Below are 24,172 nucleotides of genomic sequence, written 5' to 3' on the forward strand. Positions count from 1 at the left end.
GGCGGGGGGGCGGGTCGTGCGCGGGGGGGGGGGGGGGCGCGGGCCGCCCCCCCCCCCCCCCGCCCCCCACCCTCAGGCGTAGGTCGCGGTGAACTCGTCGGTCACCGTCGCGTTGTCGACCGTGCCGGTGGCCTTGACGGTCACGGTGCCGCCCGGGACCGACGCGGCCCGCGTGTTGAACGACTGGTACGCCGCCTTGCCGGGGGCCACGTCGGTGACCGTCCGCGAGCCGTACGCCGTGGCGATCTCGACGGTGAGGGGCACGTCCGCCGTGTTCACGGCGTTGACCGCGACGTAGGTGTTGGCGCCGATGCGCCGGGTGGACGCCTCGACGTCGAGCAGCCGCGTGGTCGACAGCTCCCGGTTGGCGGAGGCCGCCTTGGACACGACCACCGCCCGTTCGGCCGCCGTGAACGTGCCCGCGGCGACGAAGGCGTCGGCGAGGGCCGTGACCGCGGCGACGAACGCGCCGTGGTCGGCGAACGGAGCCTGGTCCCAGAGCAGGTCCAGGAACGTCGGGCCGTCGTCGCCGGGCGAGGTGATGCCCTGGACCGGGACGTCGTAGTTCGGCAGGCCGTCGTCGCGCTTGCGGTTGGGCACGCCGGTGTCGATCGAGCCGAACACGATCGAGGGTTCGACCCGGCGGAAGTAGGAGGACGCCGGCTGGTTGTCGCTGATGTAGTAGGGCCGCAGCGTGAACCCGCCCGCGGTGAACGTCTGGTCCCCGGCCGTCGTGACCGACGCCGCCGTGATCGCGGCGCGGCCGTAGTCGCCGTCCCGCTTGAGGTGGCGGTACAGCGACAGCTCCCGGAACCCGCCGCCGCCCGGGTTGCCGGTGATCTGCAACAGCACCGGCCCCCAGAACACCGCCTGGGTGTCGGGCCGGTCGGGGGCCCGCTCGATCCGGATGGCGAACGGCATCCGGATCTCCACCACGTCGCCGCGCGTCCAGTCGCGGCTGAGCGTCACGTACGTGCCGGGTCGGGCGTCGAGGCTCTGCGCCCGACCGTTGACCGTGACGAAGAAGCCGCGTCGCGCCCAGGCGGGCACCCGCAGCCTCAGGTCCAGCCGGCCCGCGCCGTCCACGGTGAGCTTGGTGCGGTCCTGGCGCGGGAAGGCGGTCTCCTGCGTGACGGTGAAGCCCTTCTCGGCCCACGTGAGCGTGGCGGGCACGTACAGGTTGACCCACAACGCGCTGCCGTCGGCGTCGCGGAAGAAGACGGTCTCCTGGTACTTGGTGTGGTTCTCCAGGCCCGTGCCGCCGCAGCACGTCCCGGTGTTGCCGTAGCTGCGGGTGGCGCCCGGGGCGACGGGTTGGAAGTAGGTCACCTGGGGGTCGGCGGTGCCGGTGGTGTCGGCCCGCGACCCGGTGATCATGTTGAACAGGCCGCGCTCGTAGTAGTCCATGTACGCCGGGTCGTGCTCGTGCAGGAACAGGTTGCGGGCCAGCTTGAGCAGGTTGTACGTGGTGCAGGTCTCCGCGCCGCTGGTGGCGATCGCGTTGGCGATGTTGCCGCGGTTCTGGAACAGCTCCAGGTTGTTGTTGGAACCGGGGTAGTTGCCGCCCACGCCGCCGTGGGCGAACATGCGGTGCGGCACGACCATGCCGAAGAAGTTCTTCGCCGCCGTGAGGTACTCGTCCCCGCCGCCCCGCTCGTAGACGCTGACGTAGCCGATGAACTGCGGCAGGTGGGTGTTGGCGTGCAGCCGCTCGGGGCGGCGGCGGCCCGGCCGGTTCTGCGGGGTGACCACGAGGATGTCCCGGTTCTCCACGGTCGCGCCGAACAGCGACTCCCGGTTGTCGAAGCACTTGGCGGTCTCGAGGTGCTTCGGGTCGCCGGTGAGGTGGCCGATCTCCGGGAAGACCTCGTTCGCGCCGCCGAACTCGCCGCCGATGTAGAGGTCCCACATGTAGTTGAGGTCGTCGCGGGTCAGCGGCCCCGGGTAGTCCGGGTGGTTCTTGTCGCCGATGGTCAGCGCCAGGTGCGCCCAGTCCGCCATCTTCGTGACGACGTCGAGCGCCTGGGCGTTGTCGGTGTTGTAGTACGCGTCGAGCAGGCCGCGCATGATCTTGTGCTGGGTGTACCAGGGCGCCCAGGTGTTCGTCTGGGCGTTGCCGCCGTAGACCGCCCAGCGCGGCGGGCCGAGGCGCAGCACCGCGTCCTCCGGGATCGCGCCGAGGTAGCCGGGGAAGGTCGGGACCCAGTCCGCGTCCCCGCCGGCGGAGGCGACCACGACGCCCGCGTCCCGGTTGTTCGGCGAGCCGTCCTCCAGGGTCGTGCCGTCGGCCTCGTCGAACCGGTACCACGCGATGTTGCCGCCGCCGGTCGTGCCCGCCGGGGACTCCAGCAGGGAGCCCACCTCGGCCTCGGTCAGCGCCCGGTCGAAGACGTGGAACTCGTCGACGGTCGCGTCCAGGAACGGGTCGCCGTACTGGGACCGCCCGATCCAGCGGTTGCCGGGGTTGCCGAGGTGCGACGGGTTGAGGGTCATGTTCGCGTTCGTGCCCGCCGGCCGGCCGTCGACGTAGAGGGTGCCGGTCCGGCCCGCCAGCGTCACCGCGAGGTGCACCCACCGGTTCGTGGGCAGCGCCGACGTGCCGTCGATCCGCTGCTCCTGGCCCGAGCCGCCCACGGTGATGGCGAAGCGCGGCACGTTGCCGGTCACGCCCGCGCGCGGGGTCAGGAACATGTTGACGGTGGTGTTCTGGCCGAAGTCGAACAACCTGCTCCAGCTGCCGGTGGAGGCGAGGTTGACCCAGGTGGCGATGGTGAAGTCGGTGAGCTGGTTGATCGCTTCCTGCGGCAGGGTGCAGTACTGCGCGCTGCTGGGCCCGTTGAGCCTCAACGCGTTGCCGAACCGGCCCGCCACCCGGCCGACCTTCGGTGCGGGCTGCTCGCCGCCGCCACCGGGGACGGAGTCCATGCGGGCGGTGATCGCCGCCTGGCACGCGGCCAGCTCCGCGACCATCCAGTCCAGCTTCTCCTTGTAGACCGCCTCCCCCTGGTCGGCGTAGCCCTGCGCGAGGGCCGTCATGAAGTGCCCGGCCCAGTGGCCGCTGAGCAGGCCGCCGTCCTCCCAGCCGCCCGGCACGGCGACGCCGGCCGGGTTCGGCCTGCCGGCCTGGCGGTTGAACAGCACGAGGAACCGGCGCTCGTCGTAGTTGCGCAGGAACGCCTTGACGCGGTCGCGCTTCTCCTGCAGCAGCCCGGCCCCGAGCCGCACGTCGCGCAGCGGGAACGGGCGCACCGGCGCGGTGCCGCCCGGACCGGCCCCGTCGGGCAGCGCGAACGGCGCGGCGGCGGCCGCGGGGTGCGCGCCGAGCAGGCCGCCACCGGCGACGGTGGCGGTGCCCAGCGCGGAGACCTGGAGGAACAGACGTCGGTTGAACGGAACCTTGCCGGAGTCGGCCACTGCGGGGCGTCCCTTCCCGAACGGGGTCTGGTCGTGGTGCGACCGCCGGCGTGCCGCGGCCGGCCACCGGCATGCGGGTGGCCGGGCCGCGGGGCGCTCGGCGGGATGGAGCGGGCACCCCCTCCACGGAGGCGAACCGTCGAAATCCTTTTCGGGGATCCTGAAACAGGTCGCCGCCGATGTCAACGCTTGATTTCCACCGTTCGCCGGCCACCGGAGTGTGGCTTCAACGGTGGGTGGACCGGTGTGTCGAAACGCTTTCGGCGAGAACCGCTCATCGGGTCATGGGACGACAGAGCGGGTCGGCGACCGCAGGCGGCACGCCCGTGAGACCCGGGAGCGGTCCCGCAACCGACCGGCTCATCCCGCCCCCGGGAACGCCCGGCCGCTCGACCCGCCCACCTCACGCCAACGGGCAACCGTCCCCGTCACTCCGACGGCAGCACCTCGACGTACCCGTCGGTCCCGTTCACCCGGATGCGCTGCCCGTCCCGGATCGTGCGCGTGGCGCGTTCGACGCCGACGACGGCCGGCAGGCCGTACTCGCGCGCGACCACCGCGCCGTGCGTCATGAGGCCCCCGACCTCGGTCACCAGGCCCGCGACCGCGACGAACAGCGGCGACCAGCTCGGGTCCGTGTAGGCCGTGACCAGGATGTCGCCCGGCTCCACGTCGGCCGTCGCCATGTCCAGGATGACCCGGGCCCGCCCCTCGACGGTCCCGGCGGACACCGGGAGGCCCACCAGCGCGCCGGCCGGCAGGTCGTCGCGCCGGTACGCGCCGTTGACCGCCTCGCCGTCCGAGGTGAGCACCCGCGGCGGCGTGAGCGCGCGGTACGACCTGAACTCGTCCTTGCGCCGCCGGATCAGCTCGTCGTCCACCCGGTTCGAGCGCACGACCTCCTGCAATTCCTGGAACCGCAGGAAGAAGACGTCCTCCGCCTCGCGGAGCACCCCCGCCCGCACCAGGCGCCCGGCCTCGCCCAGCAGGGCCTGCTTGTAGACGAAGTACCGGCTGATCATCCCGTACTTCGGGTACTCCCGGTACCCGGTGAACGTCCGGACGAGGTCGATCCTCCGCTTGGTCTCCTCGGCCTTCCGCTCGCCGTCCGGCAGGTCCCGCAGGCGCTCCAGCAGGTCCCGTTCCGCCTGCCACGCCTCCCGCCGCCCCTGCTCGAAGCGCCGCGCGGCCTCGCCCGGCTCGACGTCGGCGACGTTGGTGAGGAGCACGGGCAGCAGCGCGGTGGGCTGCTCGGCCCACCGCGGCCTGGTGATGTCGATCTCGCCGACGCAGCGCATGCCGTACCTGTCCAGGTAGGCCACGATGGCGTCGCGCGCCTCCCGCCCGCCGTCGAGGTCGGCCAGCCGGTCGAGGAAGTCGTCCCCGGCGTCGCGCAGGAAGGCGACGACCTCCGGAAACGGGCGGATCACGTCCGCGACGTCGAGCAGCGCCAGCCCCATCTCCGAGGTGACGTTGTGCGGCACGGACTGGGTGAGCACGTCGGCCGCGTTCCGCTCGCCCAGCCACTCCCGCAGGTGCTCGTTCAGCCACCACGACGCCTGCATCGCCGCCATGATCACCTCGATGCTGCGCGGCTCGAACAGCAGCCGCCTCAGCTCCTGGATGTCGGTCAGGATGAAGTCGAGCAGCTCCGACCCGGACTTGGCGCTGATCTCGCGCCGCGCCGCCGCGACGGACTCCTCCCCTCGCTTGATCATCTCGGTGACGAGGTTCGGGTCGGGTTCGACCTCGGCCGGCGCCGCGCCGGGGATCGGCGGGGCGGCGGTGTCGTCCGGGAGCGACGGGAGGAAGCCGTCGCGGTCGAGGACGGTCCGCAGCGCGTCCTGCATCAGCGGATCGGACTTCCCCGAGACCGCCAGGAGTCCGTCACGGGTCGCGGGCGCGGCCAGTTGCCGGGTGACGTCGACGAACAGGCGGCCGCCCGCCTCGGCCATGGGCCGCGGTGTCGTCAGCTGCCACACGGAGAGCCCCAGGGGCTTCATGGCGTCGGTCATCATCTGCTGGTGGCCGACGGAGAGGTAGACGTGGTTCTCCCGGTCGTCGGCCTCGGGGATGGGGAACAGGGTGGTGATGGGCCGGCTCTGCACGATGTGGAAGCCGTCGTCGTCCAGGCACCACTCGATGTCCTGGGGCCGGCCGAAGTGCGCTTCGATCCGCCGGCCCAGCCGCACCAGCTCCACGACCTGCCCGTCCGTCAGCGCGGGCCGGTCCCGCCGCGCCGGGTCGGTCGCCCGCTCCCGCGTCCCGCCGCCCGGCAAGGGCTCCACGGCGAGCCCCTTGGCGGCGATCGCCCTCGCCACGACGCGGTCGTCCCGCACCTGGTAGGAGTCCGCGTTCACCAGGCCGGACACCAGGGCCTCGCCGAGGCCGACCGTCGCCTCCACCGAGGCGACCTTCCGGTTGGACGTCACCGGGTCGGCCGTGAACAGGACGCCGGCCGCGTGCGGGAAGACCATCCGCTGCACGACCACGGCCATGTGGACCTCGCGGTGGTCGAAGCCGTTGCGCAGCCGGTAGGTCACGGCCCGCTCGGTGAACAGCGAGGCCCAGCACCGGCTGACGTGCCGGAGGACGGCCTCCGCGCCGACGACGTTGAGGTAGCTGTCCTGCTGGCCCGCGAACGAGGCGCCCGGCAGGTCCTCGGCCGTCGCGCTCGACCGGACGGCGCAGGCCACCCCGTCGCCGAGCCCGGCGAGCGCGCCGGTGATGTCCGCCGCCACGTCGTCCGGGACGGCGATCCCCTCGATGATCCGCCGGATCTCCGCGCTGTGGGCGCGGACCGCCTCGCGGTCCTCCGGGTCCAGCCGTGCCGACCGGTCCAGCGCCTCGCCCAGCGACGGCGCGTCGCGCACGATCCGCCGGAACGCGTCCGTCGTCACGCAGAACCCGGCCGGCACCCGGATTCCCCCGATTCGGAAAAGCTCCCCCAGGTGCGCGCCCTTGCCACCGACCTCCGCGATCCGCGATTGGTCGATGTCCTGGAAACCGAGCACGTAGTTGCCCATCCGGTCACTGTCCCCCGTCCGCCCTGTCGGGCTTCCCGCGTTCGGCGCGCCCGGTCCCCCGGGCTCGGGCGCGCGTTCGCCCTGCGATGCCCGATTGGCACCATTTCCGCAGGTCTCGGCTTTGGCCGGGAGATTCTGCGGCATGACCGGGGCCTTGCCGCAAGACCCCCTGTCTGCTATATGTTGAGAGTGGCAGGGAGAGGGTGCTCTCCGTGCCCTTTTCTTTGCCCGCGGTGATTCACCCCCTTGTCCCGGACGACGTCGCCGCCATCATCGCCGCCGGGCGGGAAGTCCGCCGGGCGGCGCGGGAGGGATCCCTTCCCGGTTCCGAGGGCTTTCGCGGGGTCAGGGGCCGTGCGGGTGTCGGTGGGCGGGGCCGTCGTCCAGGGCGTCGAGTTGCCGGCGCACGCGCTCCGCGTCGGCGTCGCGGCCCTGGTCCCGGTACAGCTCCAGCGCCTCCCGCCACGCGCGGCGGACCTCGTCGTGCCGGCCCAGCGCGGCCAGCGGGTGGCCCAGGCGGTCGAGGGTGCCGGCGATCTCGTAGGTGTCGCCGAGCCCGCGATAGCGGTCCAGGGCGTGTCGGTAGTGCTCGACGGCTTCCCGGTGGTGGCCGGTGTGGTGCTCGATCCAGCCCAGGCTGTCCAGCGTCGCCGCTTCGCCGGTGGGATTGTCGTGGTCGCGGTGCAAAGCGAGGGCGGCCCGGCAGTGCTCGCGGGCGGTGTCGTGGTCGCCGCAGCGGGCGGCGTACCAGCCCACCGAGTTGAGCGCGAGGGCTTCGCGCACCGGGTGGCCGGCGGCGCGGTGCAGGGCCAGCGCCCGCTCGGCGTGCTCCAGCGCGCGGCGGTCGTCGCCCTGCCGCTCCCACGCCATGGCGAGCGTGTGGTGGACGTTCGCCTGCTCGGCGGGATCGCGCGCCCGCCCGGCCAGGTCGAGGGCCTGCCGCAGGTGGTCGACGGCCTCCTCGTGGCGCCCGGACCGGGAGCAGGCGCGGCCGAGGCGGCGGTGGGCGAGGGCGCGGGTCGCCGGGTCGGGCAGGTCGGCGGTGGCCTCCACCGCGGTCCGCCACACGACCAGGTCGTCACGGAGGTGTCCCCGCCGGTCGTGGAAGGTGCTCAGCACCCCGGCGAGCTGCCACACCACGTCGGCCCGCCCTGCGGCGGCGGCGGTGTGCTGGGCGGCCAGCACGTTGGGGCGCTCCACGTCCAGCCACGCCGTCGCCGCGCCTTCGTCGGCCGGTCGGTCGGGGTGGACGCCGGCGGCGGGCTTGCCGACCGGGACCGGCGTGCGGTGGGGGTCCAGGACGCAGGCGGCGTGGTGCGCGCTGTGCAGGTAGAAGTCGACCACCCGGCGCAGCGCCGCCTGCCGCACCGGTTCCGCCAGGTCTTGGGCCAGGGTCGTGGCGTAGGCGCGGACGAGGTCGTGCATCGCGTACCGGCCGCGGGCGTCCCGGTCCACCAGGGAGGCGTCCTGCAGGGCTTTCAGCTCCCGGCGGGCCGCGGCCGGCGGCAGGTCGGTCAGGCAGGCGGCGGCCGGCACGCCGGTGTCGCGGCCGGGCGCGATCCCCAGCAGCGCGAACACCTCCCGTTGCCGGGGCGTCAGGTGCCGCAGGGACCAGGACAGCACTGCGGGCAGGCTGGCGGTCGGGTCGTCGTCCGCCAGCGCGTCCAGGCCCGATTCGCGCAGCTCGGTGACGACCTCGTCCAGCGGCACCTCGGGCCGGGTGCGGGCGTGGGCCGCGATCACGCCCAGGGCCAGCGGGAAGCCGCCGCAGGCCCGGACCAGCTCGGCCACCGCCCGGCGCTCGTCCGCCACCCGCGCCGCCCCCAGCGCCGCGGCCAGCGCGGCGTGGGCCTCGGCGTCGGTCAGCACGTCCAGCAACAGCGGCCGGACGCCGTGGCGGGCGACCAGCCCCGGCAGCCGGTGGCGGCTGGTCACCACCACGGTGCAGCTCCCGCCGCCGGGCAGCAGCGGTGCGACCTGGTCGCTGGTGGCCGCGTTGTCGAGCAGGACCAGCACCCGCCGGTCGGCCACCAGGCTGCGGAACAGCGCGGCCTGGGCGTGCGGGTCGGCCGGGAGGCGGTCGGGCGCGACGCCGAGCGCGTCGAGGAAACCCCGGACCGCCGCCGCAGGTTCCATCGGCCGCGAGTCCGGGCCGAACCCCCGCAGGTCCACGAAGAGCTGCCCGTCGGGGAACTCGTCCAGGCGCCGGTGGGCCCAGTGCAGCGCCAACCACGTCTTGCCGATCCCGCCCGCGCCCGCGATCGAGGTGACCGACACCGCGCCGGCGGGGGCGCGGCGGGCGGCGTCCAGGCGGTCCAGCTCGGCGCGCCGGCCGACGAACGACGCCGGCGCGGCGGGCAACTGCCGCGGCGTCACCGGCACGGCGGACAGCTGGGACGGCGTCACCGGCACGGCAGGTGGCTGGGACGGCGTCACCGGCACGGCAGGTGGCTGGGACGGCGTCACCGGCACGGCAGGTGGCTGGGACGGCGTCACCGGCACGGCGGTCGCCCGGGGGCGCGGGGCGTCGACCGGGGAGCCCGGGCGCAGCGCGGGATCGTCGGCGAGGATCCGCCGGTGCAGTTCCCGCAGCGCCGCGCCGGGGTCGCTGCCCAGCTCGTCCACCAGCCGGTCCCGCAGCCTGCGGTAGTGCGCCAGGGCGTCGGCGGTGCGCCCGGCGCGGTGCAGCGCCAGCATGAACCGGCCCGCCACCCGTTCGTCCCACGGCCACTCGGCGACCCGGTCGGCCAGCTCGGCGACCAGGTCCTCGCCGTGCCCCAACCGCAGCAGCGCGTCGGTCAGGTCGGACTCGGCGTCCGCCCGCTCCCGGTGCAGCCGGGCGCGCTCCGCCGCGGCCCAGTCCCCGTCCACGCCGGTCAACGCGTCCCCGCGCCACAGCCCGAGCGCTTCCGCGAGCAGGTCCGCCACCCGCCCGTCGCCGTCGGCGCACGTCCGGGCCCGAGCGCGCAGGTCGCGGAACCGGTGGAGGTCGACGACGCCGTGCCCGATCCTCAACGCGTACCCGCCCGCGCCCCGGACGACGCCCGCCGTCCCCGCCGCCCCGACCGTCCCGCGCAGCCGGGACAGGTAGTTGACCAGCGTCGCGCGCGCCCTGGGCGGTGTGGCGTCACCCCAGACGCGCGCCATCAACCGGTCCACCGACACCACCCGGTCGCCGTCCACCGCCAACGCCGCCAGCACGCAACGCTGCCTGGGCGAGCCGGCGTCGACCGGCCGGCCGTCCACGAGGACGGCCACCTCGCCCAGCAATCGCACCTCCAGCACCGCTTCCCCCCGCCCCCGAACGCCCCCCGGCGAGCCATGGGTACCGCTCCCGACCAGCCGTCGAGGGGTTTCCCGACGAATTCACACGATCGGTGGCCCGCCCGGGAGCGCGCCGCGGCCGGTCCGGGTCGCCGGTTCCGGACCACGGCGGTGGGCCGCACCCGATTGCTACGATCGCCGCTCCGCGCAACCGGTTCGGGAGGCCCACGTGACGTCGTCGGTTCGGGACGCGCTGGCCTCGTTGGCCGCGCTGCTGGCACCCGGCGAGCCGGACGTGGCCCGTCGCGTCGTCGCCGCGCACGACGATCCCGAGGGATACGTGCGGGAGCACGCCGACCGGCTCGACGAGCGCGGCATCGACGAACCGATCCCCGAGCTGGCGTGGATCGCGCTGGTGGACGCGCTCGCCGACCACGGCCTGCTGGCCGAGGTGGACTGGAAGGAAGCGGCGGACGAGATCGTCGCCCAACTGCGCGACCTGCGCTCCAGCCCGGCGGGGGCGTGGGCGTGGGCGGACCGGGTCGCCGGCGACCTGCCCGCCTACGACTTCCTCGGCCGGGCGGGCGCGGAGCTGCGCGCCGCCGGCACCACCCTGGCCGTGCTCGACATCGAGTCCGACTGCTACCCGCTCGTGCTGCTGCCCAACGCCGACGCCGAGGAGCTGCGCTCGCTCGCCGGCGCGACGGGCTTCACCGCCGCGGTCCTGGGCGACCCGGCCTGACGCCACGCGGCTCCCCGGCCCCCGGTTCCCGGGTGACCGCGGCGACGCAGCCCGGAGCCGGTCACGGCGCCACCGCAATCCCCGGTGGCCGTCGCGGATCGTCGCCGAGCCGGAGCGGTTGTGGTGCGAACGGACCACAGCACGTTGCCCCGACTGCGGTTAACGTGCGGCCGTGCGGTCGTCGCGATCGCACGCGCAGCCACGTCCGGGCGTCACCGAGGAGATTCGTTCATGCAGGTCAATCGCAGTCTGGTCACCGCTGTCGGCGCGCTCGCGCTGCTGCTGACGGCCTGCTCGGACGACACCGCGGGCACCGCCGCGCCCGGCACCACCGAACCGGCCGCCGAGACCACGTCCAGCGCCGCCGCGGAGACCACGACCACCGAGGCGTCCGCCAAGCCCTCGGCCGACGCGTCCGCCGGGGACGTCACCCCGCCCGGCACGCAGCTCCGCGTGGGCGAGCGCGCCGTGGTGCCGTTCAAGTACGGCACCGACAAGACCGGCACGATCGCGATCGTGGTCACCGCGATCGAGCAGGGCGCGAACGCCGACCTGGCCGCCTTCGGCGACAAGGCCAAGGGCATCACGCCGTACTACATCAGGGTCTCGGTGGAGAACGTCGGCGGCACCGACCTGTCCTACAGCTCGGTGAGCCTGCGCGCCGTCGGCCCGGACGGCAAGGGCACCGGCGTGATCATCAGCGGCGAGACCGCCCAGTGCGAGTCGGAGACGGCGAAGAAGGACTTCACCACCGCCGGCGCCAAGTTCGAGACCTGCGTCCTGCAGGGCGCGCGCGAGGGCTCGACGGTCGCGGGCGCGACGTTCGACAAGGGCGACGGCTACGACAAGTCGCCGATCACCTGGAAGTCCTGACCGCCACCGGGCCGACCGGCGGGTCGGGTCGGGTCGGTCATCATCGTCCTCACCGGACGGCCGCGTCGCCGAGCAGGCACGCGCGCCCCACCCACGAGGAGGACGCATGACCCCGGTATCCGTCGTGACCGGCGCAGGCTCGGGCGTGGGGCGGGTGGTCGCCCGCGCGCTGCTCGACGCCGGGCACCGGGTGGCGCTCGCCGGGCGGCGCGCGGACGCGCTGACCGCGACGGCGGCGGGCGCACCCGCCGGGTCGGTCCTGGTCGTGCCCACCGACGTCACGGTGGAGTCGTCCGTCGACGCGCTGTTCGACGCGGTGCGCGAGCGGTGGGGTCGGGTGGACGTGCTGTTCAACAACGCCGGGACGAACGTCGCCGCGACCCCGTTGCCCGACTTCACCCTGGACCAGTGGGCGAAGGTCGTCGACACGAACCTGACCGGCTCGTTCCTGTGCGCCCGCGCCGCGTTCCGGGTGATGCGCGACCAGGACCCGCAGGGCGGCCGGATCATCAACAACGGCTCGGTGTCCGCCCACGCGCCCCGCCCGGACGCGGTCGCGTACACCGCGAGCAAGCACGCCATCACCGGCCTGACCAAGGCCATCTCGCTGGAGGGCCGCCGGCACCGCATCGCGTGCGGCCAGATCGACATCGGCAACGCCGCGACGCCCATGACCGAGCGCATGGCCCGGGGCGTGCCGCAGGCCGACGGCTCGATCGCCGCCGAGCCGACCATGGACGTCGCGCACGTCGCCGACGCCGTCCGCTACATGGTCGGGCTGCCCCTGGAGGCCAACGTGCAGTTCATGACCGTCATGGCCACCACCATGCCGTTCATCGGCCGGGGCTGAGCGCCGACGCCAACTCCCCGATCATCGGCGGACCGACCCGGCAGCAGCCGCCGACGAGCCGCGCGCCGCCCTCGACCCACCCGGCCACGCGGGCGGGCTCGAAGGCCGCCGCGCCGGTCCAGTCGCGGGCCGTCGCGTCCCAGCTCTCGCCGCTGTTCGGGTACGCCACGACGGGCTTGCCGGCGACCCGCCGCGCGATCGCCACGGCTTCGCCCACGTCGGCCGGGTCGCAGCAGTTGACGCCGACCGCGACCACCTCGTCCACCCCGCGCACCGCCGCGAACGCCTCGGCCAACGGCTGACCGGCGCACGTCCGGGTGCCGCGGGCGCTGTAGGAGAGCCACAGCGGGACGCCCGACCCGGCGACCACCCGCAGCACCGCCTCGGCCTCCTCGACGTCGGGGACCGTCTCGACCGCGAGCACGTCGGCCCCGGCCTCGGCCAGCACCTCGATCCGGGGCCGGTGGAACGCCTCCAGCGCGGCCGGCGGGAGCCCGTACCGGCCGCGGTACTCCGAGCCGTCCGCGAGCATCGCGCCGTACGGGCCGACCGACGCCGCCACCCACCGCGGTCCGTCCACGTCGGACGCCGCCGCACGGGCCAGCGCCACGCTGTCGCGCAGCAGCCCGGCCGTCTCCCGCGCGTCCAGCCCGCGCCGGGCGAAGCCCTCGAACGTCGCCTGGTAGCTGGACGTGATCGCGACCTCCGCCCCGGCCCGGAAGTAGGCGAGGTGGGCGGCCCTGATCGCGTCCGGGTCGGTCAGCAGCAGGCGCGCGGACCAGAGGGAGTCGGACAGGTCGTGCCCGGCGTCCGCGAGCGCGGTCGACAGCCCGCCGTCGAGCACCACCACCCGACGGGCCAGCACGTCCGACAACCGCTCCCGCGTGCCACCCACGCCCCCGACCCTACCGGCGTGCGGCCCGCGCGGCGGCGACGAACTCCCGCATGAGCCCGTGGTCCTTGACCCCGCGGCTCGCCTCGATGCCGCTCGACACGTCCACGCCCCAGGGCCGCGCCCGGGAGACGGCCTCGGCGACGTTGGCCACCCCGAGACCGCCCGCGAGCAGCCACCGGCCGTCCGGCCGGGCGCCGTCGAGCGCGGCCAGGTCCCACCGGTGCCCGGAGCCCGCCTGCGGCGAGTCGAGCAGCAGCATCTCCTCGCCGTAGGCGCCGACCCGCACGTCGGTGTCCGCGGTCAGGGACACCGCCCGGATCAGCGGCTTGCCCGCCGCGGCCACCTCCTCGAACGCCTCGCGCGGGTAGTCGCCGTGCAACTGCACCGCGCCGACCCCGGTCCGCTCGACGAGCCGCCGCACGTCCGCCGCCGCCACCCCGCTCACCACGCCGACGGTGAGCACGTGCGGCGGCACGTCGCGCACCAGCCGCCGTGCGGTGTCGGGGTCCACCTGCCGGACGCTCGCGCTGAGCACGAAGCCGACCGCGTCGGCCCCAGCCTCCACCGCCGCGGCCACGTCGGCCGCCGTGCGCAGCCCGCACAACTTGACGTACATGCCGCAGACAGTAGCGACGAGCGGGCCGCCCGCCACTGCCCGGCACGCGGTCGTCTCGGTCGGCGGGCCGCTCCCCCGGGCACGCCGACCACGGAGGCCGCGGGCCGTCGGCGGCCTCACCGGTCCGCGAGGGTCCAAGCCGGGCGATACTGGGTGCCGTGACCGCGAGAGCGCCCCGCCTGGAGATCGAGTACTGCACGCAGTGCCGCTGGTTGCTGCGGGCCGGCTGGACCGCGCAGGAGTTGTTGACGACCTTCACCACCGAGCTGGGCGAAGTCGCGCTCGTGCCGGGCACCGGCGGCGTGTTCGACGTCCGGCTCGACGGCGAGACCCTGTGGTCGCGCAAGGACCGGGAGGGCTTCCCCGACCTCGCCGTGCTCAAGCAGCTGGTGCGCGACCGCATCGCCCCCGACCGCGACCTCGGCCACACCGACCGCCACCGCAGGACGCCCCCGCAGTAGTCAAGGGAGGACCGTGCTCACGCGCGGGGCGGTGCCGGCGTGGTCAGCGACACCGGCGTCGTCCGGGGTGTCGATCCCCCGCCGCCGGTGATCCAGGACGGCGATGACCGCCGGCAGCACGGTGGCGATGCCGAGCAGGGTCGCCCACACCGGCGTGAGCATCACCACGGCGTACTGGTCCAGCCAGACCGCGGCGCGGGTGGACAGCAGGTTCGGGCCGCCGGCGCTCACGGTGAACAGGGCGACCGCACCCAGCGCCGGCACGCCGGAGGTCCGCGCGAGCCGGCGGAGGGCGGCAACGTCTCCCATGGGCCGCAACCTGGCGCCAACCGGGCCGGCGCGACCGTGAAGATGCGGGAACGGGGGTGGGCACGGGCGGGGGGTCCCCCCCGCCCACCCGGGGGGGGTGGGGGGGGGGGGAGGGGTGGGCGTGTTGTTGCCCCACCGCCACCGCCCCCACCCCGGGGGCCGCCGCGGCGAGGGCGCGCGGGGCCTGGCGTCCATCGGGGTCACGTTGCACGAGTCGCACGTCGCGTGGGCGAGCTACGAACGGCCGCTGTGACCCTCCACTTCGTCCTGCCCGACGGCGTGGACGACCCGCGCTCGCCCAGCGGCGGCAACACCTACGACCGCCGCGCGATCCACGCCCTCCGCGCGCGGGGGACGGACGTGCGCGAGGTCGCGGCGCCCGGCACGTGGCCGCGCCCGGACGACCACGCCCGCCGGCACCTGGGACGGGCGTTGGCCGCGATCGCCGACGGCGCGGTCGTGCTGCTGGACGGTCTGGTGGCTTGCGGCGTGCCGGACGTGGTGACGCCGCACGCCGGCCGGCTCCGGCTGGTGGTGCTCGTGCACCTGCCGCTGGCCGACGAGACGGGCCTGGCGGCCGACGTGGCGGCCCGGCTGGACGCCGCCGAACGGGCGTGCCTGCGCGCGGTCGACGCGGTCGTGGCCACGAGCCCGTCCGCGGCCCGGCGGCTCGCCGCGCGGCACGGGCTGGAGCGCGTCCACGTCGCCGAGCCCGGCACCGACCCCGCACCGCTCGCGACGGGCACCGACGGCGTCTCGCGGTTGCTGTGCGTGGCGTCGCTGACCCCGCGCAAGGGGCACGACGTGCTGGTGCGCGCCCTGGCCTCGGTGGCGGACCTGCCGTGGACCTGCGCGTTCGTCGGGCCGGTGCGCGAGCCGGTCGACGGGTTGATCAGCCGGCACGGCCTCGGGTCGCGGATCGAGGTGACCGGTCCGCTCGCCGGCGCGGCGCTGGCGCGGGCGTACGCGACGGCGGACCTGTTCGTGCTGGCGTCGCGGGCCGAGACGTACGGCATGGTGGTGACCGAGGCGCTGGCGCGGGGCGTGCCGGTGGTGGCCAGCGCCGTGCCGGACGCGCTCGGCGACGGCGGGCTGCTCCTGCCGCCGGGCGACGCGCCGGCGTTCGGCCGCGCGTTGCGGCGCTGGCTCACGGACGAGGCGTGGCGGCGTGACCTGCGCGCCCGTGCCTCGGCGCGCCGCGGCGGGCTGTCCACTTGGGACGCGACGGCCGAGGCCCTGGCGGCGGTGCCGGCTACCCTGCGGCCATGAGCACCTTCGCACCGGAATGGCTGTCCCTGCGCGAGAAGGCCGACGCCGAGGCCCGTGCGCTCGACCTGGTCGAGCGGGTCCGGGAGATCGATCTGAACCGCGACCCCCTCGTGGTGCGTGATCTCGGGTGTGGAACGGGTTCGTTGGGGCGGTGGCTCGCCGGGCGGCTGGGCGGTCCGCAGCACTGGGTGCTGCACGACCGCGACCCCAGGCTGCTCAGCATCGCGGCGGCGACCATGAGCGGGGTGACGATCGAGACGCACGAGGGCGACGTCACCGCGTTGACCGCCGCCGACCTGGCCGGGACGTCGCTGGTCACCGCGTCGGCGCTGCTCGACCTGCTGACGGCGGGCGAGGTGGACGCGCTGGCGGCGGCGTGCGTCGGCGCGGGCTGCCCGGCGTTGTTCACGCTGTCCGTGGCGGGTCGGGTGGAGTTCGACCCGGCCGAGCCGCTGGACGAGGACTTCGCGGCCGCGTTCAACGCCCACCAGCGGCGGGTGGTGGACGGGCGGCGGCTGCTCGGGCCGGACGCGGTGGAGGCGGCGGCCGAGGCGTTCGCGCGGCGGGGCGCGGAGGTGGTGACGAGCCCGAGCCCGTGGCGGTTGGGCGCGGACCAGGCGGCGCTGGCGGGGGAGTGGCTGCGCGGGTGGGTGGACGCGGCGGTCGAGCAGGAGCCCCGGCTGGCCGCCGACGCGCCCGGCTACGTGTGGCGCAAGCTCGACCACGGCCCCCTGGTCGTGGTGCACCACACCGACCTGCTGGCGGTGCCGCGCCGTGGTTGAGGCGGGGCGGGGACCTTCGGCGGCTCGGCGCGGTGCCGCGGCGTGTGTGGTGGCGCGTGTCCGGCGCGTTGCCCTGGGTGCGGCCCGCGGTGCCGGGGTGAAGTCGGCGGTGCGGCGCGCGTGGCCGTGGGTGAGGGTGGTGGCGGCGGTCGCCGTGTTGGCGCTCCTGGGGTGGCGGTGGGGCGCGGACGCCGTCCTGGCCGGCCTGCGGGCCGTGGACGGGTGGGCGGTGGTCGGGGCGCTCGGCATCGGGCTGGTCTCGACGGTGGCCAGTGCCTGGCGCTGGTGCCTGGTCGCCCGCCGCCTCGGCCTCCCGCTCACCCTCCGCGCCGCCGTGCCCGACTACTACCGCGCGCTCCTGCTCAACGCCGTGCTGCCCGCCGGCGTCCTCGGCGACGTGCACCGGGCGGTCGGCCACGGGCACCGGTCGGGCGACCTCGGCCGCGGCGTGCGGGCGGTGGTGTTCGAGCGGTGCGCGGGACAGGTCGTGCTGGTCGCGGCGGCGCTCGTGGCGCTCTGCGCCGGGGTCGTGCCGGTCGGGCTGCCCGACCTCCGCGGGCCCGCGCTCCTGGTCGCGGCGGTCGCGCTCCTGGTCGTGGCGGTCGCGGTCGTGGCCGGGCGGTCGCGGCGGGTCCGGCGGGCGGTCCGGGCCACCTGGCGGGACGCCCGCGCCGGCCTGGTGAACCGCGAGGTGCTGCCGAAGGCGGCCCTGCTGTCCGTCGCCGCGCTGGCCGGGCACGTGGCGTTGTTCCTCCTCGCCGCCCGGACGGCGGGCGTCGACGCGCCCCTCGGCCGGCTCGTGCCCCTGGCGGTGCTCGCCCTGCTGGTGATGGCCGTGCCGCTGAACGTCGGCGGCTTCGGGCCGCGGGAGGCGTTCCTGGCGGTGGCGTTCGGCGCGGCCGGGCTCGGCGCGGCCCAGGGGCTCGCGACGGGTGTCGTCCACGGCGTGCTGGCGATGGTCGGCAGCCTGCCCGGCGTGCTCGCGCTGGGCCGCTTTAGAACACCGCGAGGCACGACCCGAACGCCTCGACCAGCCGCGCGAGCACGGCCCGGCCCTTGTCGGCTGACGCCAGCGACGGCCGCCCCACCACGCCCGACGACGTGTACGGCGCGAGCCCGAGCGTGAGCAGGTGCGGCCGGTCGTCGGCCAGGTGGTCGCCCCGCTCGTAGCCGGGCTTCACCAGGTCCGGGTGGGCGTGCAGGAGGATCGACGTCTCCAGCTCGCCCGCGTGCATGTCGCCGTGCGCCGTGGTCGCCAGCCCGGCGGCCGCGCGGGCCGCGCTCCAGTCGCCGCCGCCGGGGAACAACGCCATCCCCTCGGCCTCCTGCACGACGTTGGCCAGCACGTAGTTGCCGCCGTGCCCGTTGACCAGCACCAGGTTCGGCACGCCGGACCGGCGCAGCGAGTCCGCGACGTCCCGCACCACCGCGTGCAGCGTCCGCGCCGAGATGCTCACCGTGCCCGGCCAGGCCGCGTGCTCGTGCGAGCACGAGATCGTGATCGGCGGGAGCAGCTGCACCGGGTGCGCGTCCGCGACGGCCCGCGCGATCGTGCACGCGACGACCGTGTCCGTGGCCAGCGGCAGGTACGGGCCGTGCTGCTCGTGGCTGCCGACGGGCAGCACCGCCACGGTCGCCGCGCGCCGCCGCACGTCCTCGGTGGTGTCAGGCAGGTACATGCCCGGCACCGTAGTCAACGCGGTGGCACAGGGCCGGGAGCGCGCCGCTCGCCAACCGCGGCAGCACGGACGGCAGGTCCTCGAACCGGCTCGCGCCGGTGATCAGCGCGTCGAACGCGGGGTCGGCCAGCAGCTCCAGGGCCAGGGCCATCCGCTCGGCGTGCGTGCGGTCGGGCCGCGCGACCACGCCCACCTGGCTGCCGACCAGCCGCAGCCGGCGCGAGTGGAACGACTCGCCCAGCGCCACCGCGACCGGGCGGTCGCCGTACCAGCTCAGCTCCACCACCCGGCCCTCGGGCGCGAGCAGCTCCAACGACCGGGCCAGCCCCTCCTCCGACGCGCTCGCGTGCACCACCAGGTCGCAGTCGCCCGCCGCCTCGTCCGGGGAGGCGAACCCGACGCCGAGCGCCGCCGCCACGGCCGCCCGCGCCGGGTCGGCGTCGACCAGTTGCAGCCGCACGCCGGGGAACCGGGCCAGCAGCGCGGCCACGCAGCACCCCACCATCCCGCCGCCGACGACCGCGACCCGGTCGCCGACCAGCGGCCGGGCGTCCCACAGCGCGTTGACCGCCGTCTCCACCGTCCCGGCCAGCACGGCCCGCCCGGCGGGCACCGCGTCCGGCACGGGCGTCACCGCGGCGGCGGGCACCACGTAGTGCGTCTGGTGCGGGTAGAGGCAGAACACCGTGCGGCCGAGCAGCGGTCCCCGTTCGACCACGCCCACGTTGAGGTAGCCGTACTTCACCGGCCACGGGAAGTCGCCGTCCTGGAACGGGGCCCGCATCACCGCGCGCTGGCCCGCCGGCACGCCGCCGCGCAGCACCAGGCTCTCCGTGCCCCGGCTGACGCCCGTGTGCAGCGTCCGGACCAGCACCTCGTCCGGTCCGGGCTCGGGCAGCGCGACCGGCCGCACCTCGCACTCCCCGGCCGCGGTGAACCAGAGGGCCCTCGCCGTGCGTGTCACCTGTCAAACCTCCGAACACGACGAGGGGCGCGATGACGACACTCCACCACACCGCGGCCGGTGACGCGGAACCCCTCGCCTGGGCGGGCGGGCAGGTGCTCCTGCTGGGCGTGCTGGAGGGCACGGTCGGGCTGGGGCCGCTCGGCTGGCTCGCGGGCCTCGCCTACGCCGTCGCGACCCCGGTGCTGCTCGGCGGCGCGCTCCGGCGGTCGGAACGGGGCGTGCTCGGGCCGGCCGACCGGGTGACGCTCGCCCGGGGGCTGTTGGTCGGCGGCGTGACGGCGCTGGTGGCGGCCGGCGGTCCCGCGGCCCTGCTGGTGCCGCTGGCCGCCGTCGCGCTCGCGCTCGACTTCGTCGACGGCCGGGTCGCGCGGCGCACCGGCACGGCGTCCCCGCTGGGCGCGCGGTTCGACATGGAGGTCGACGCGTTCCTGATCCTCGTGCTGAGCGTGCGCGTCGCGGCGGAGTTCGGTCCGTGGGTGCTGGTCGTGGGCGCGCTGCGGTACGCGTTCGTGGCGGCCTCCTGGGGTCTGGCGTGGCTGCGCGGTCCGCTGCCGCCGAGTTGGGCGCGCAAGGTCGTGGCCGCGGTGCAGGGCGTCGTGCTCACGGCCGCCGCCTCCGGTTGGATGCCGCACGCGGGCGTCCTGGTCGCGCTCGCGCTGGTGTCGCTCGTCTGGTCTTTCGGCCGCGACATCGCCCGGTTGTGGCGCGGTGCCCCGGCCCCGGTGGAAGGGATCAACCATGTCTGACGCGGCTCGGGTGGACGTCGCCCGCGGTGTCGGGAACGTCGTCCTGTGGGTGGCGCAGGTGGGGCTGGCGGCGTACTTCGCCTACAGCGGGGTGTCGTTGCTCGGGGACGACTTCGTCGGCAAGTTCGACCGGATCGGACTGGGGCAGTGGCTGCGGTACGTGACGGGCGTGCTGGAGCTCGCGGGCGCGCTCGGCCTGCTCGTGCCGCGGCTGTGCGGGCTCGCCGCGGCGGGCCTGGCGGGCGTGATGGCGGGCGCGGTGGCCACGGAGCTGGTCATCCTGCGCGACACCGGAGGCGCGGTGCTGCCCGCGGCGCTGCTGGCGGTGGCGGCGGTGATCGCGTGGTTCCGCCGCGACGCGGTCCGCGCCGCCGTTCAGCGCTTCGGGAAGTAGCGCAGCACGACGACGTCGCCCAGCCTGGTCACGTCCTCCAGGTGGAACCGCCGCGCCGGACCGCCGGGGAACTCGGCCGGGTTCACGAACCGCGGCGCGGCGGCCTGGCCGATCAGCATCGGCGCGACGGCCATCCGCAGCTCGTCGGCCAGCCCGGCGGCCAGGAACGCGGTGTGGATCGTGCCGCCGCCCTCCACCATGAGCCGGTCCACGCCCCGCTCGCCGAGGTCGTCCAGCAGCGCGCCGAAGTCGACGGACGGGCCGAGCGACACCACGTCCGCCACGTGGCCGACGGCGGCGGCCGCCCGCCGATGCCCGGGTTCGGCGGTGTAGACGACCTTGTCGCCGCCGTGGTGCCAGAACCGCAGGTCCGGGTCGAGGTCGCCGGTGCCGGTGACGGTCACCTTCACCGGGTACTCGGGCCGGCCGGACGCGACCCGGGCGGCGCGCCGGCGCGCGCAGTTGACCAGCAGGCGCGGGTTGTCGCGGCGGACGGTCCCCGCGCCGACGAGGATCGCGCCGGACTCCGCGCGCACCTGGTCGACGTGGTCGAAGTCCTCCGCGTTGGACAGCGGGAACCGTTGCGCGCCGTGGTCGTCGATGTAGCCGTCCACGCTGACGGCGACGCTGAGCAGGACGTACGGACGGGTCACCGCCTCACCGTACCGACGGCCGCGCGGCGGTCGTGGCTCCGGCGCTGCGGCCGGTCCGCCCGGGCGCGGGTGGTCCCGGGTGAACCGCGCCGGGTGTGCTCGCGTTGTACCGGGTGGGACGACCGGAGAGGACCGCATGACCGACACCGTGGACCGTCGTGGCCGTCGGGTCGCGGTCACCGCCCTGGCCTCGGTGTTCGTGCTGCTGGCCCTGGTCACGCCGGGCGACTTCGACTCGGTGACGCCCCTGTCGTTCCTGCGCTTCCCGGTCGAGGGGCTGCTCGGCGTGGCCCTGGTGCTGGTCCTGCCCGCACGGGCGCGGCCCGTGGCGGCGGCGGTCGGCGGCGCGGGCCTCGGCGTGGTGTTCCTGGTGAAGCTGCTGGACATCGGGTTCGACGCGGTGCTGTACCGGCCGTTCGACCTGGTGCTCGACTGGCCGTTGCTGGGGCCGGCGGTGGACTACGTGGACGTGACGGCGGGGCGGTTCGCGGCGGTGGCGGTCGTGGTGGTGGCCGTGCTGCTCGCGCTCGCGGTGGTGTTCCTGATGGCGCGGTCCGCGGTGCGGCTCGGCGGTGTGGTGGCGCGGCGGCGCGGGGCGGCCGCGCGGGCGGTCGCGGTGCTGGCCGTCGCGTGGGTCGCGCTCGCCGTGCCGGGTGTGCGGATCACGCACGTCGGGCCGATCGCGTCGGGCAGCACGGCGGAGTTCCTCTACGACCACGCGCGCCAGGTGGGCGTGGGGCTGCGGGACCGGGAGGAGTTCGAGGCGGAGTCGGCGGTGGACGCGTTCGGCGGCACGGCGGGCGGCGAGCTGCTGACCGCGTTGCGGGGCAAGGACGTCGTGGTGGCGTTCGTGGAGAGCTACGGCCGGGCCGCGGTGGAGCACCCCGGCATCGCGCCGCTCCTGCGCCCGGCGCTCGACGCGGGCGGGCGGCGGTTGGCGGCGGCCGGGTACTCGGCGCGCAGCGCGTACCTCACCTCGCCCACGGCGGGCGGCGGGAGCTGGCTCGCCCAGGCCACCCTGCTGTCCGGGCTGTGGGTCGACAACCAGCAGCGCTACCGCACCCTGCTGGCGGGCGACCGGCTGACGCTGGGCGGCGCGTTCCGGCGCGCGGGCTGGCGGGCGGTCGGCGTCATGCCCGGCATCACGCAGGCGTGGCCGGAGGGCGCGTTCTTCGACTACGACCGGGTCTACGCGCTCGACGACCTCGGCTACCGGGGCCCGCGCTTCGGCTACGCCGCCGTGCCCGACGAGTTCACCCTGGCGCGGTTCCAGCAGTTCGAGCGGGCGGGGGCGCACGCGCCGGTGATGGCCGTGATCCCGCTGCTGTCCAGCCACGCGCCGTGGTCGCCGTCCCCGGCGGCGGTCGGCTGGGACGCCCTCGGCGACGGCTCGGTCTACCACTCGATGACGTCGGGCGAGGCCCCGGCGGAGGACATGTTCGGCCGCGACCCGGCGGCGGTGCGCGCCGACTACGCGCGGACCGTCGCGTACTCGGTGAACACCCTCGTCTCGTACGTCGAGACCTACGGGGACGACGACCTCGTCCTGGTGTTCCTGGGCGACCACCAACCCGCGCCGTTCGTGACCGGTCCCGGGGCTGGGCGCGACGTGCCGGTCACGGTCGTGGCGCGCGACCCCGCCGTGACGGCCCGGGTCGCCGCCAGGGGCTGGACCGACGGGCTCGCGCCGTCACCGCAGGCCCCCGTGCGGCCGATGAACGCGTTCCGGGACCAGTTCCTGGCCATACGTTCTCCTGACTGCGCCGCGGTGACGGATGCACTACCGTCCGCAGCGGCAACCGGAGGTGCCCGATGACGACCGTTCGGCACGCGTTGATCGCCGTCGTCGCGGTGGTGGTGACGACGACGCCGGCCGGGGCGACGGGCGGTGACGCCCTGGCCGAGTCGCTGCGGCAGGCCGTGGTGGCGCAGGACTTCAACGACGTGCTCGACCTGACCCCGCCGGCGGCGACGGCCTCACGGGCGGGCGCGCCGGAGAAGCACGACCCGTTGCCCGCCGGGGAGGTCGTCCGGCCGGCCGAGCCGAAACCGCTGCACCAGACGCCGAACCTGGACCTGGCGGTGATCGCGCTCGACCGCCTCGGCCGGCCCGCTGCGATGGCGGACGTGCTGCTCAGCCCGCAGTACCCGAACGGCGTCGTGGTGCCGCTGGACCGGCGGACCCTGTCCACCGACCAGGTCCGCTACCGCTGGTGGGACGACACCGAGTGGGACGTCAACGGCGGTCGGGGCACGCGCGACGTGCTCGCCGGCCGGGAGGGCGCGCCGATCGACTTCACCTCGCCGTACCCGGCGTCGGTGCTCAAGCTCATGGTCGGCTTCGGCGTGCTGCGGCTGGCCGACCAGGGGCGGGTGGACCTGGACGCGGTCTACGACTACTCGCCCGTGACGCCGCACCCGGTGTGCGGCGGGCCGTCCGCCGAGGTGGTCCGGTGGCACTTCGACCGGATGATCACCATGTCGCGCAACGAGTCCACCTGCGCGTTGATCAAGATGCTGCACGACCTGGGCGCGTGGGACGAGGTCAACCGGACGTTCGCGGAGCTGGGCATGCCGACGCTCATGGTCACCGGCACCGACCCGGGCAACGGCGGCCGGTGGATCGGGTCGAACATGGGCGCCATCGACACCGCGAAGCTGCTGCTGCTGGTCAACGGCGGGCCCGGCGTCCTGTGGGTCACCGAGGCGGGTGTGGAGGTGACCGCCGACCGGCTCGGCGCGGCGTCCCGCGCGCAGTTCCTGGCGTCGTTGGCCGACCAGGGCCACAACGAGATGCTGTCCACCACGAACCACTGCGGACGCGACTACCCGGCGCAGGGCATCCCCCAGCTCACGCCGCCGCGCTGGGTCGGGCCGGACGGCACGGTGACCGTGGGGCCGGCCGTGTACGACAGCGACGTGCGGCCGTGCGACGCGGTGGCGGAGGTGGCGTTCGGCCACAAGACGGGGTGGGTGGACACGAGCGCCGCCGACGCGGGCATCGTGAAGTCCCTGCCGGGCGGGGCGGAACGGCACTACGTCGTGGTCGCGTTCGGCAACCTGGGCACCGACTACGTCGACCGCCACCGCCCGGCCGACCGCCCCGGCGTCTTCCCCGTGCTCTACACCGAGAAGTACGCGAAGCTGGGCGCGGCCGTCGACCGGATCATGACGACGCCGCGCTGACGCGCGTCACCCGATCGGAAATCCGGTTGGTGGGTCGGGCGCGGTT

The 24,172-nt window shown here is 75.3% G+C and carries 19 protein-coding genes and 2 pseudogenes; 12 read left to right on the forward strand and 9 right to left on the reverse strand.

The features are described 5' to 3' along the window. Window positions 1–72: 72 nt before the first annotated feature. The 3 genes from ACFXGA_RS19025 to ACFXGA_RS19035 all read right to left on the reverse strand — a co-directional run bounded on the left by ACFXGA_RS19025 (window position 73) and on the right by ACFXGA_RS19035 (window position 9,725). On the reverse strand, window positions 73–3,414 hold the full coding sequence (locus ACFXGA_RS19025) for a beta-L-arabinofuranosidase domain-containing protein (RefSeq protein ID WP_378089568.1): 3,342 nt from the start codon (window positions 3,412–3,414) through the stop codon (window positions 73–75). 428 nt (window positions 3,415–3,842) lie between these two features. Beyond that, entirely contained in the window at window positions 3,843–6,440 is a 2,598-nt protein-coding gene (gene rph, locus ACFXGA_RS19030) for a rifamycin-inactivating phosphotransferase (RefSeq protein WP_378089570.1), read from the reverse strand. 345 nt (window positions 6,441–6,785) lie between these two features. After that, on the reverse strand, window positions 6,786–9,725 hold the full coding sequence (locus tag ACFXGA_RS19035; protein WP_378089572.1) for a BTAD domain-containing putative transcriptional regulator: 2,940 nt from the start codon (window positions 9,723–9,725) through the stop codon (window positions 6,786–6,788). Between the two features lie 208 nt (window positions 9,726–9,933). On the opposite strand from ACFXGA_RS19035, the gene ACFXGA_RS19040 reads away from it, so the two are divergent. The 3 genes from ACFXGA_RS19040 to ACFXGA_RS19050 all read left to right on the forward strand — a co-directional run bounded on the left by ACFXGA_RS19040 (window position 9,934) and on the right by ACFXGA_RS19050 (window position 12,169). Further along, window positions 9,934–10,446 (forward strand): DUF6630 family protein, encoded by a 513-nt coding sequence (locus ACFXGA_RS19040; protein ID WP_378089574.1) that lies wholly within the window; start codon window positions 9,934–9,936, stop codon window positions 10,444–10,446. 231 nt (window positions 10,447–10,677) lie between these two features. Beyond that, window positions 10,678–11,319, forward strand: coding sequence for a hypothetical protein (locus tag ACFXGA_RS19045; protein ID WP_378089576.1), 642 nt, complete (start codon window positions 10,678–10,680; stop codon window positions 11,317–11,319). A gap of 106 nt (window positions 11,320–11,425) precedes the next feature. After that, window positions 11,426–12,169, forward strand: a complete 744-nt coding sequence (locus ACFXGA_RS19050; RefSeq protein ID WP_378089578.1) for an SDR family oxidoreductase — start codon at window positions 11,426–11,428, stop codon at window positions 12,167–12,169. Here the strand turns inward: ACFXGA_RS19050 and mmuM are convergent. Both mmuM and ACFXGA_RS19060 read right to left on the reverse strand, forming a co-directional pair. Then, window positions 12,153–13,064, reverse strand: a complete 912-nt coding sequence (gene mmuM / locus ACFXGA_RS19055) for a homocysteine S-methyltransferase (RefSeq protein WP_378089580.1) — start codon at window positions 13,062–13,064, stop codon at window positions 12,153–12,155. The two genes, ACFXGA_RS19050 and mmuM, sit on opposite strands and share 17 nt — an antisense overlap. Before the next feature lie 10 nt (window positions 13,065–13,074). Next, window positions 13,075–13,680: a phosphoribosylanthranilate isomerase gene (locus ACFXGA_RS19060; RefSeq protein ID WP_378089582.1), complete on the reverse strand. Its 606-nt coding sequence runs from the start codon at window positions 13,678–13,680 to the stop codon at window positions 13,075–13,077. Window positions 13,681–13,838: 158 nt separating this feature from the next. Here ACFXGA_RS19060 and ACFXGA_RS19065 point away from each other — a divergent pair, with 158 nt between their 5' ends. Further along, the gene (locus tag ACFXGA_RS19065) at window positions 13,839–14,141 is read left to right on the forward strand and encodes a SelT/SelW/SelH family protein (protein ID WP_378089584.1); all 303 of its coding nucleotides are present in this window, start codon (window positions 13,839–13,841) and stop codon (window positions 14,139–14,141) included. Here the strand turns inward: ACFXGA_RS19065 and ACFXGA_RS19070 are convergent, their stop codons facing one another. Further along, complete coding sequence (locus tag ACFXGA_RS19070) at window positions 14,142–14,450, reverse strand: hypothetical protein (protein WP_378089586.1); 309 nt, start codon at window positions 14,448–14,450, stop codon at window positions 14,142–14,144. A gap of 157 nt (window positions 14,451–14,607) precedes the next feature. On the opposite strand from ACFXGA_RS19070, the pseudogene ACFXGA_RS19075 reads away from it, so the two are divergent. The 4 genes and pseudogenes from ACFXGA_RS19075 to ACFXGA_RS19090 form a co-directional block, all read left to right on the forward strand. Next, window positions 14,608–14,703: pseudogene (locus tag ACFXGA_RS19075) on the forward strand (6-carboxytetrahydropterin synthase); the annotation flags it as partial. Then, the gene (locus tag ACFXGA_RS19080; protein ID WP_378089588.1) at window positions 14,700–15,719 is read left to right on the forward strand and encodes a glycosyltransferase family 4 protein; all 1,020 of its coding nucleotides are present in this window, start codon (window positions 14,700–14,702) and stop codon (window positions 15,717–15,719) included. The pseudogene ACFXGA_RS19075 and the gene ACFXGA_RS19080, both read left to right, overlap by 4 nt. Next, window positions 15,716–16,501: a class I SAM-dependent methyltransferase gene (locus ACFXGA_RS19085; RefSeq protein ID WP_378089590.1), complete on the forward strand. Its 786-nt coding sequence runs from the start codon at window positions 15,716–15,718 to the stop codon at window positions 16,499–16,501. Before ACFXGA_RS19080 ends, ACFXGA_RS19085 begins: the two co-directional genes overlap by 4 nt. Window positions 16,502–16,655: 154 nt before the next feature. Then, window positions 16,656–17,414: pseudogene (locus ACFXGA_RS19090) on the forward strand (lysylphosphatidylglycerol synthase domain-containing protein); the annotation flags it as partial. 82 nt (window positions 17,415–17,496) lie between these two features. On the opposite strand, the gene ACFXGA_RS19095 reads toward ACFXGA_RS19090, so the two are convergent. Beyond that, window positions 17,497–18,180 (reverse strand): creatininase family protein, encoded by a 684-nt coding sequence (locus ACFXGA_RS19095; protein ID WP_378089592.1) that lies wholly within the window; start codon window positions 18,178–18,180, stop codon window positions 17,497–17,499. Then, window positions 18,167–19,144, reverse strand: a complete 978-nt coding sequence (locus tag ACFXGA_RS19100) for a dehydrogenase (RefSeq protein WP_378089594.1) — start codon at window positions 19,142–19,144, stop codon at window positions 18,167–18,169. The genes ACFXGA_RS19095 and ACFXGA_RS19100 overlap by 14 nt, the downstream gene beginning before the upstream one ends. Window positions 19,145–19,176: 32 nt before the next feature. On the opposite strand from ACFXGA_RS19100, the gene ACFXGA_RS19105 reads away from it, so the two are divergent. Further along, the gene (locus tag ACFXGA_RS19105) at window positions 19,177–19,893 is read left to right on the forward strand and encodes a CDP-alcohol phosphatidyltransferase family protein (RefSeq protein WP_378089596.1); all 717 of its coding nucleotides are present in this window, start codon (window positions 19,177–19,179) and stop codon (window positions 19,891–19,893) included. Next, on the forward strand, window positions 19,886–20,287 hold the full coding sequence (locus ACFXGA_RS19110; RefSeq protein ID WP_378089598.1) for a DoxX family protein: 402 nt from the start codon (window positions 19,886–19,888) through the stop codon (window positions 20,285–20,287). Before ACFXGA_RS19105 ends, ACFXGA_RS19110 begins: the two co-directional genes overlap by 8 nt. On the opposite strand, the gene ACFXGA_RS19115 is transcribed toward ACFXGA_RS19110, so the two are convergent. Further along, complete coding sequence (locus tag ACFXGA_RS19115; protein ID WP_378089600.1) at window positions 20,269–20,940, reverse strand: RibD family protein; 672 nt, start codon at window positions 20,938–20,940, stop codon at window positions 20,269–20,271. The two genes, ACFXGA_RS19110 and ACFXGA_RS19115, sit on opposite strands and share 19 nt — an antisense overlap. Before the next feature lie 136 nt (window positions 20,941–21,076). On the opposite strand from ACFXGA_RS19115, the gene ACFXGA_RS19120 reads away from it, so the two are divergent. Next, window positions 21,077–22,756 carry a sulfatase-like hydrolase/transferase gene (locus ACFXGA_RS19120; protein WP_378089602.1) on the forward strand — a complete coding sequence of 560 codons (1,680 nt, stop codon included), beginning with the start codon at window positions 21,077–21,079 and terminating at the stop codon, window positions 22,754–22,756. Continuing rightward, window positions 22,753–24,126, forward strand: a complete 1,374-nt coding sequence (locus ACFXGA_RS19125) for a serine hydrolase (RefSeq protein ID WP_378089604.1) — start codon at window positions 22,753–22,755, stop codon at window positions 24,124–24,126. Before ACFXGA_RS19120 ends, ACFXGA_RS19125 begins: the two co-directional genes overlap by 4 nt. Window positions 24,127–24,172 lie beyond the last annotated feature (46 nt).

Origin of the sequence: Actinosynnema sp. NPDC059335, assembly GCF_042752395.1 — a bacterium.
GTDB lineage: Bacteria > Actinomycetota > Actinomycetes > Mycobacteriales > Pseudonocardiaceae > Actinosynnema.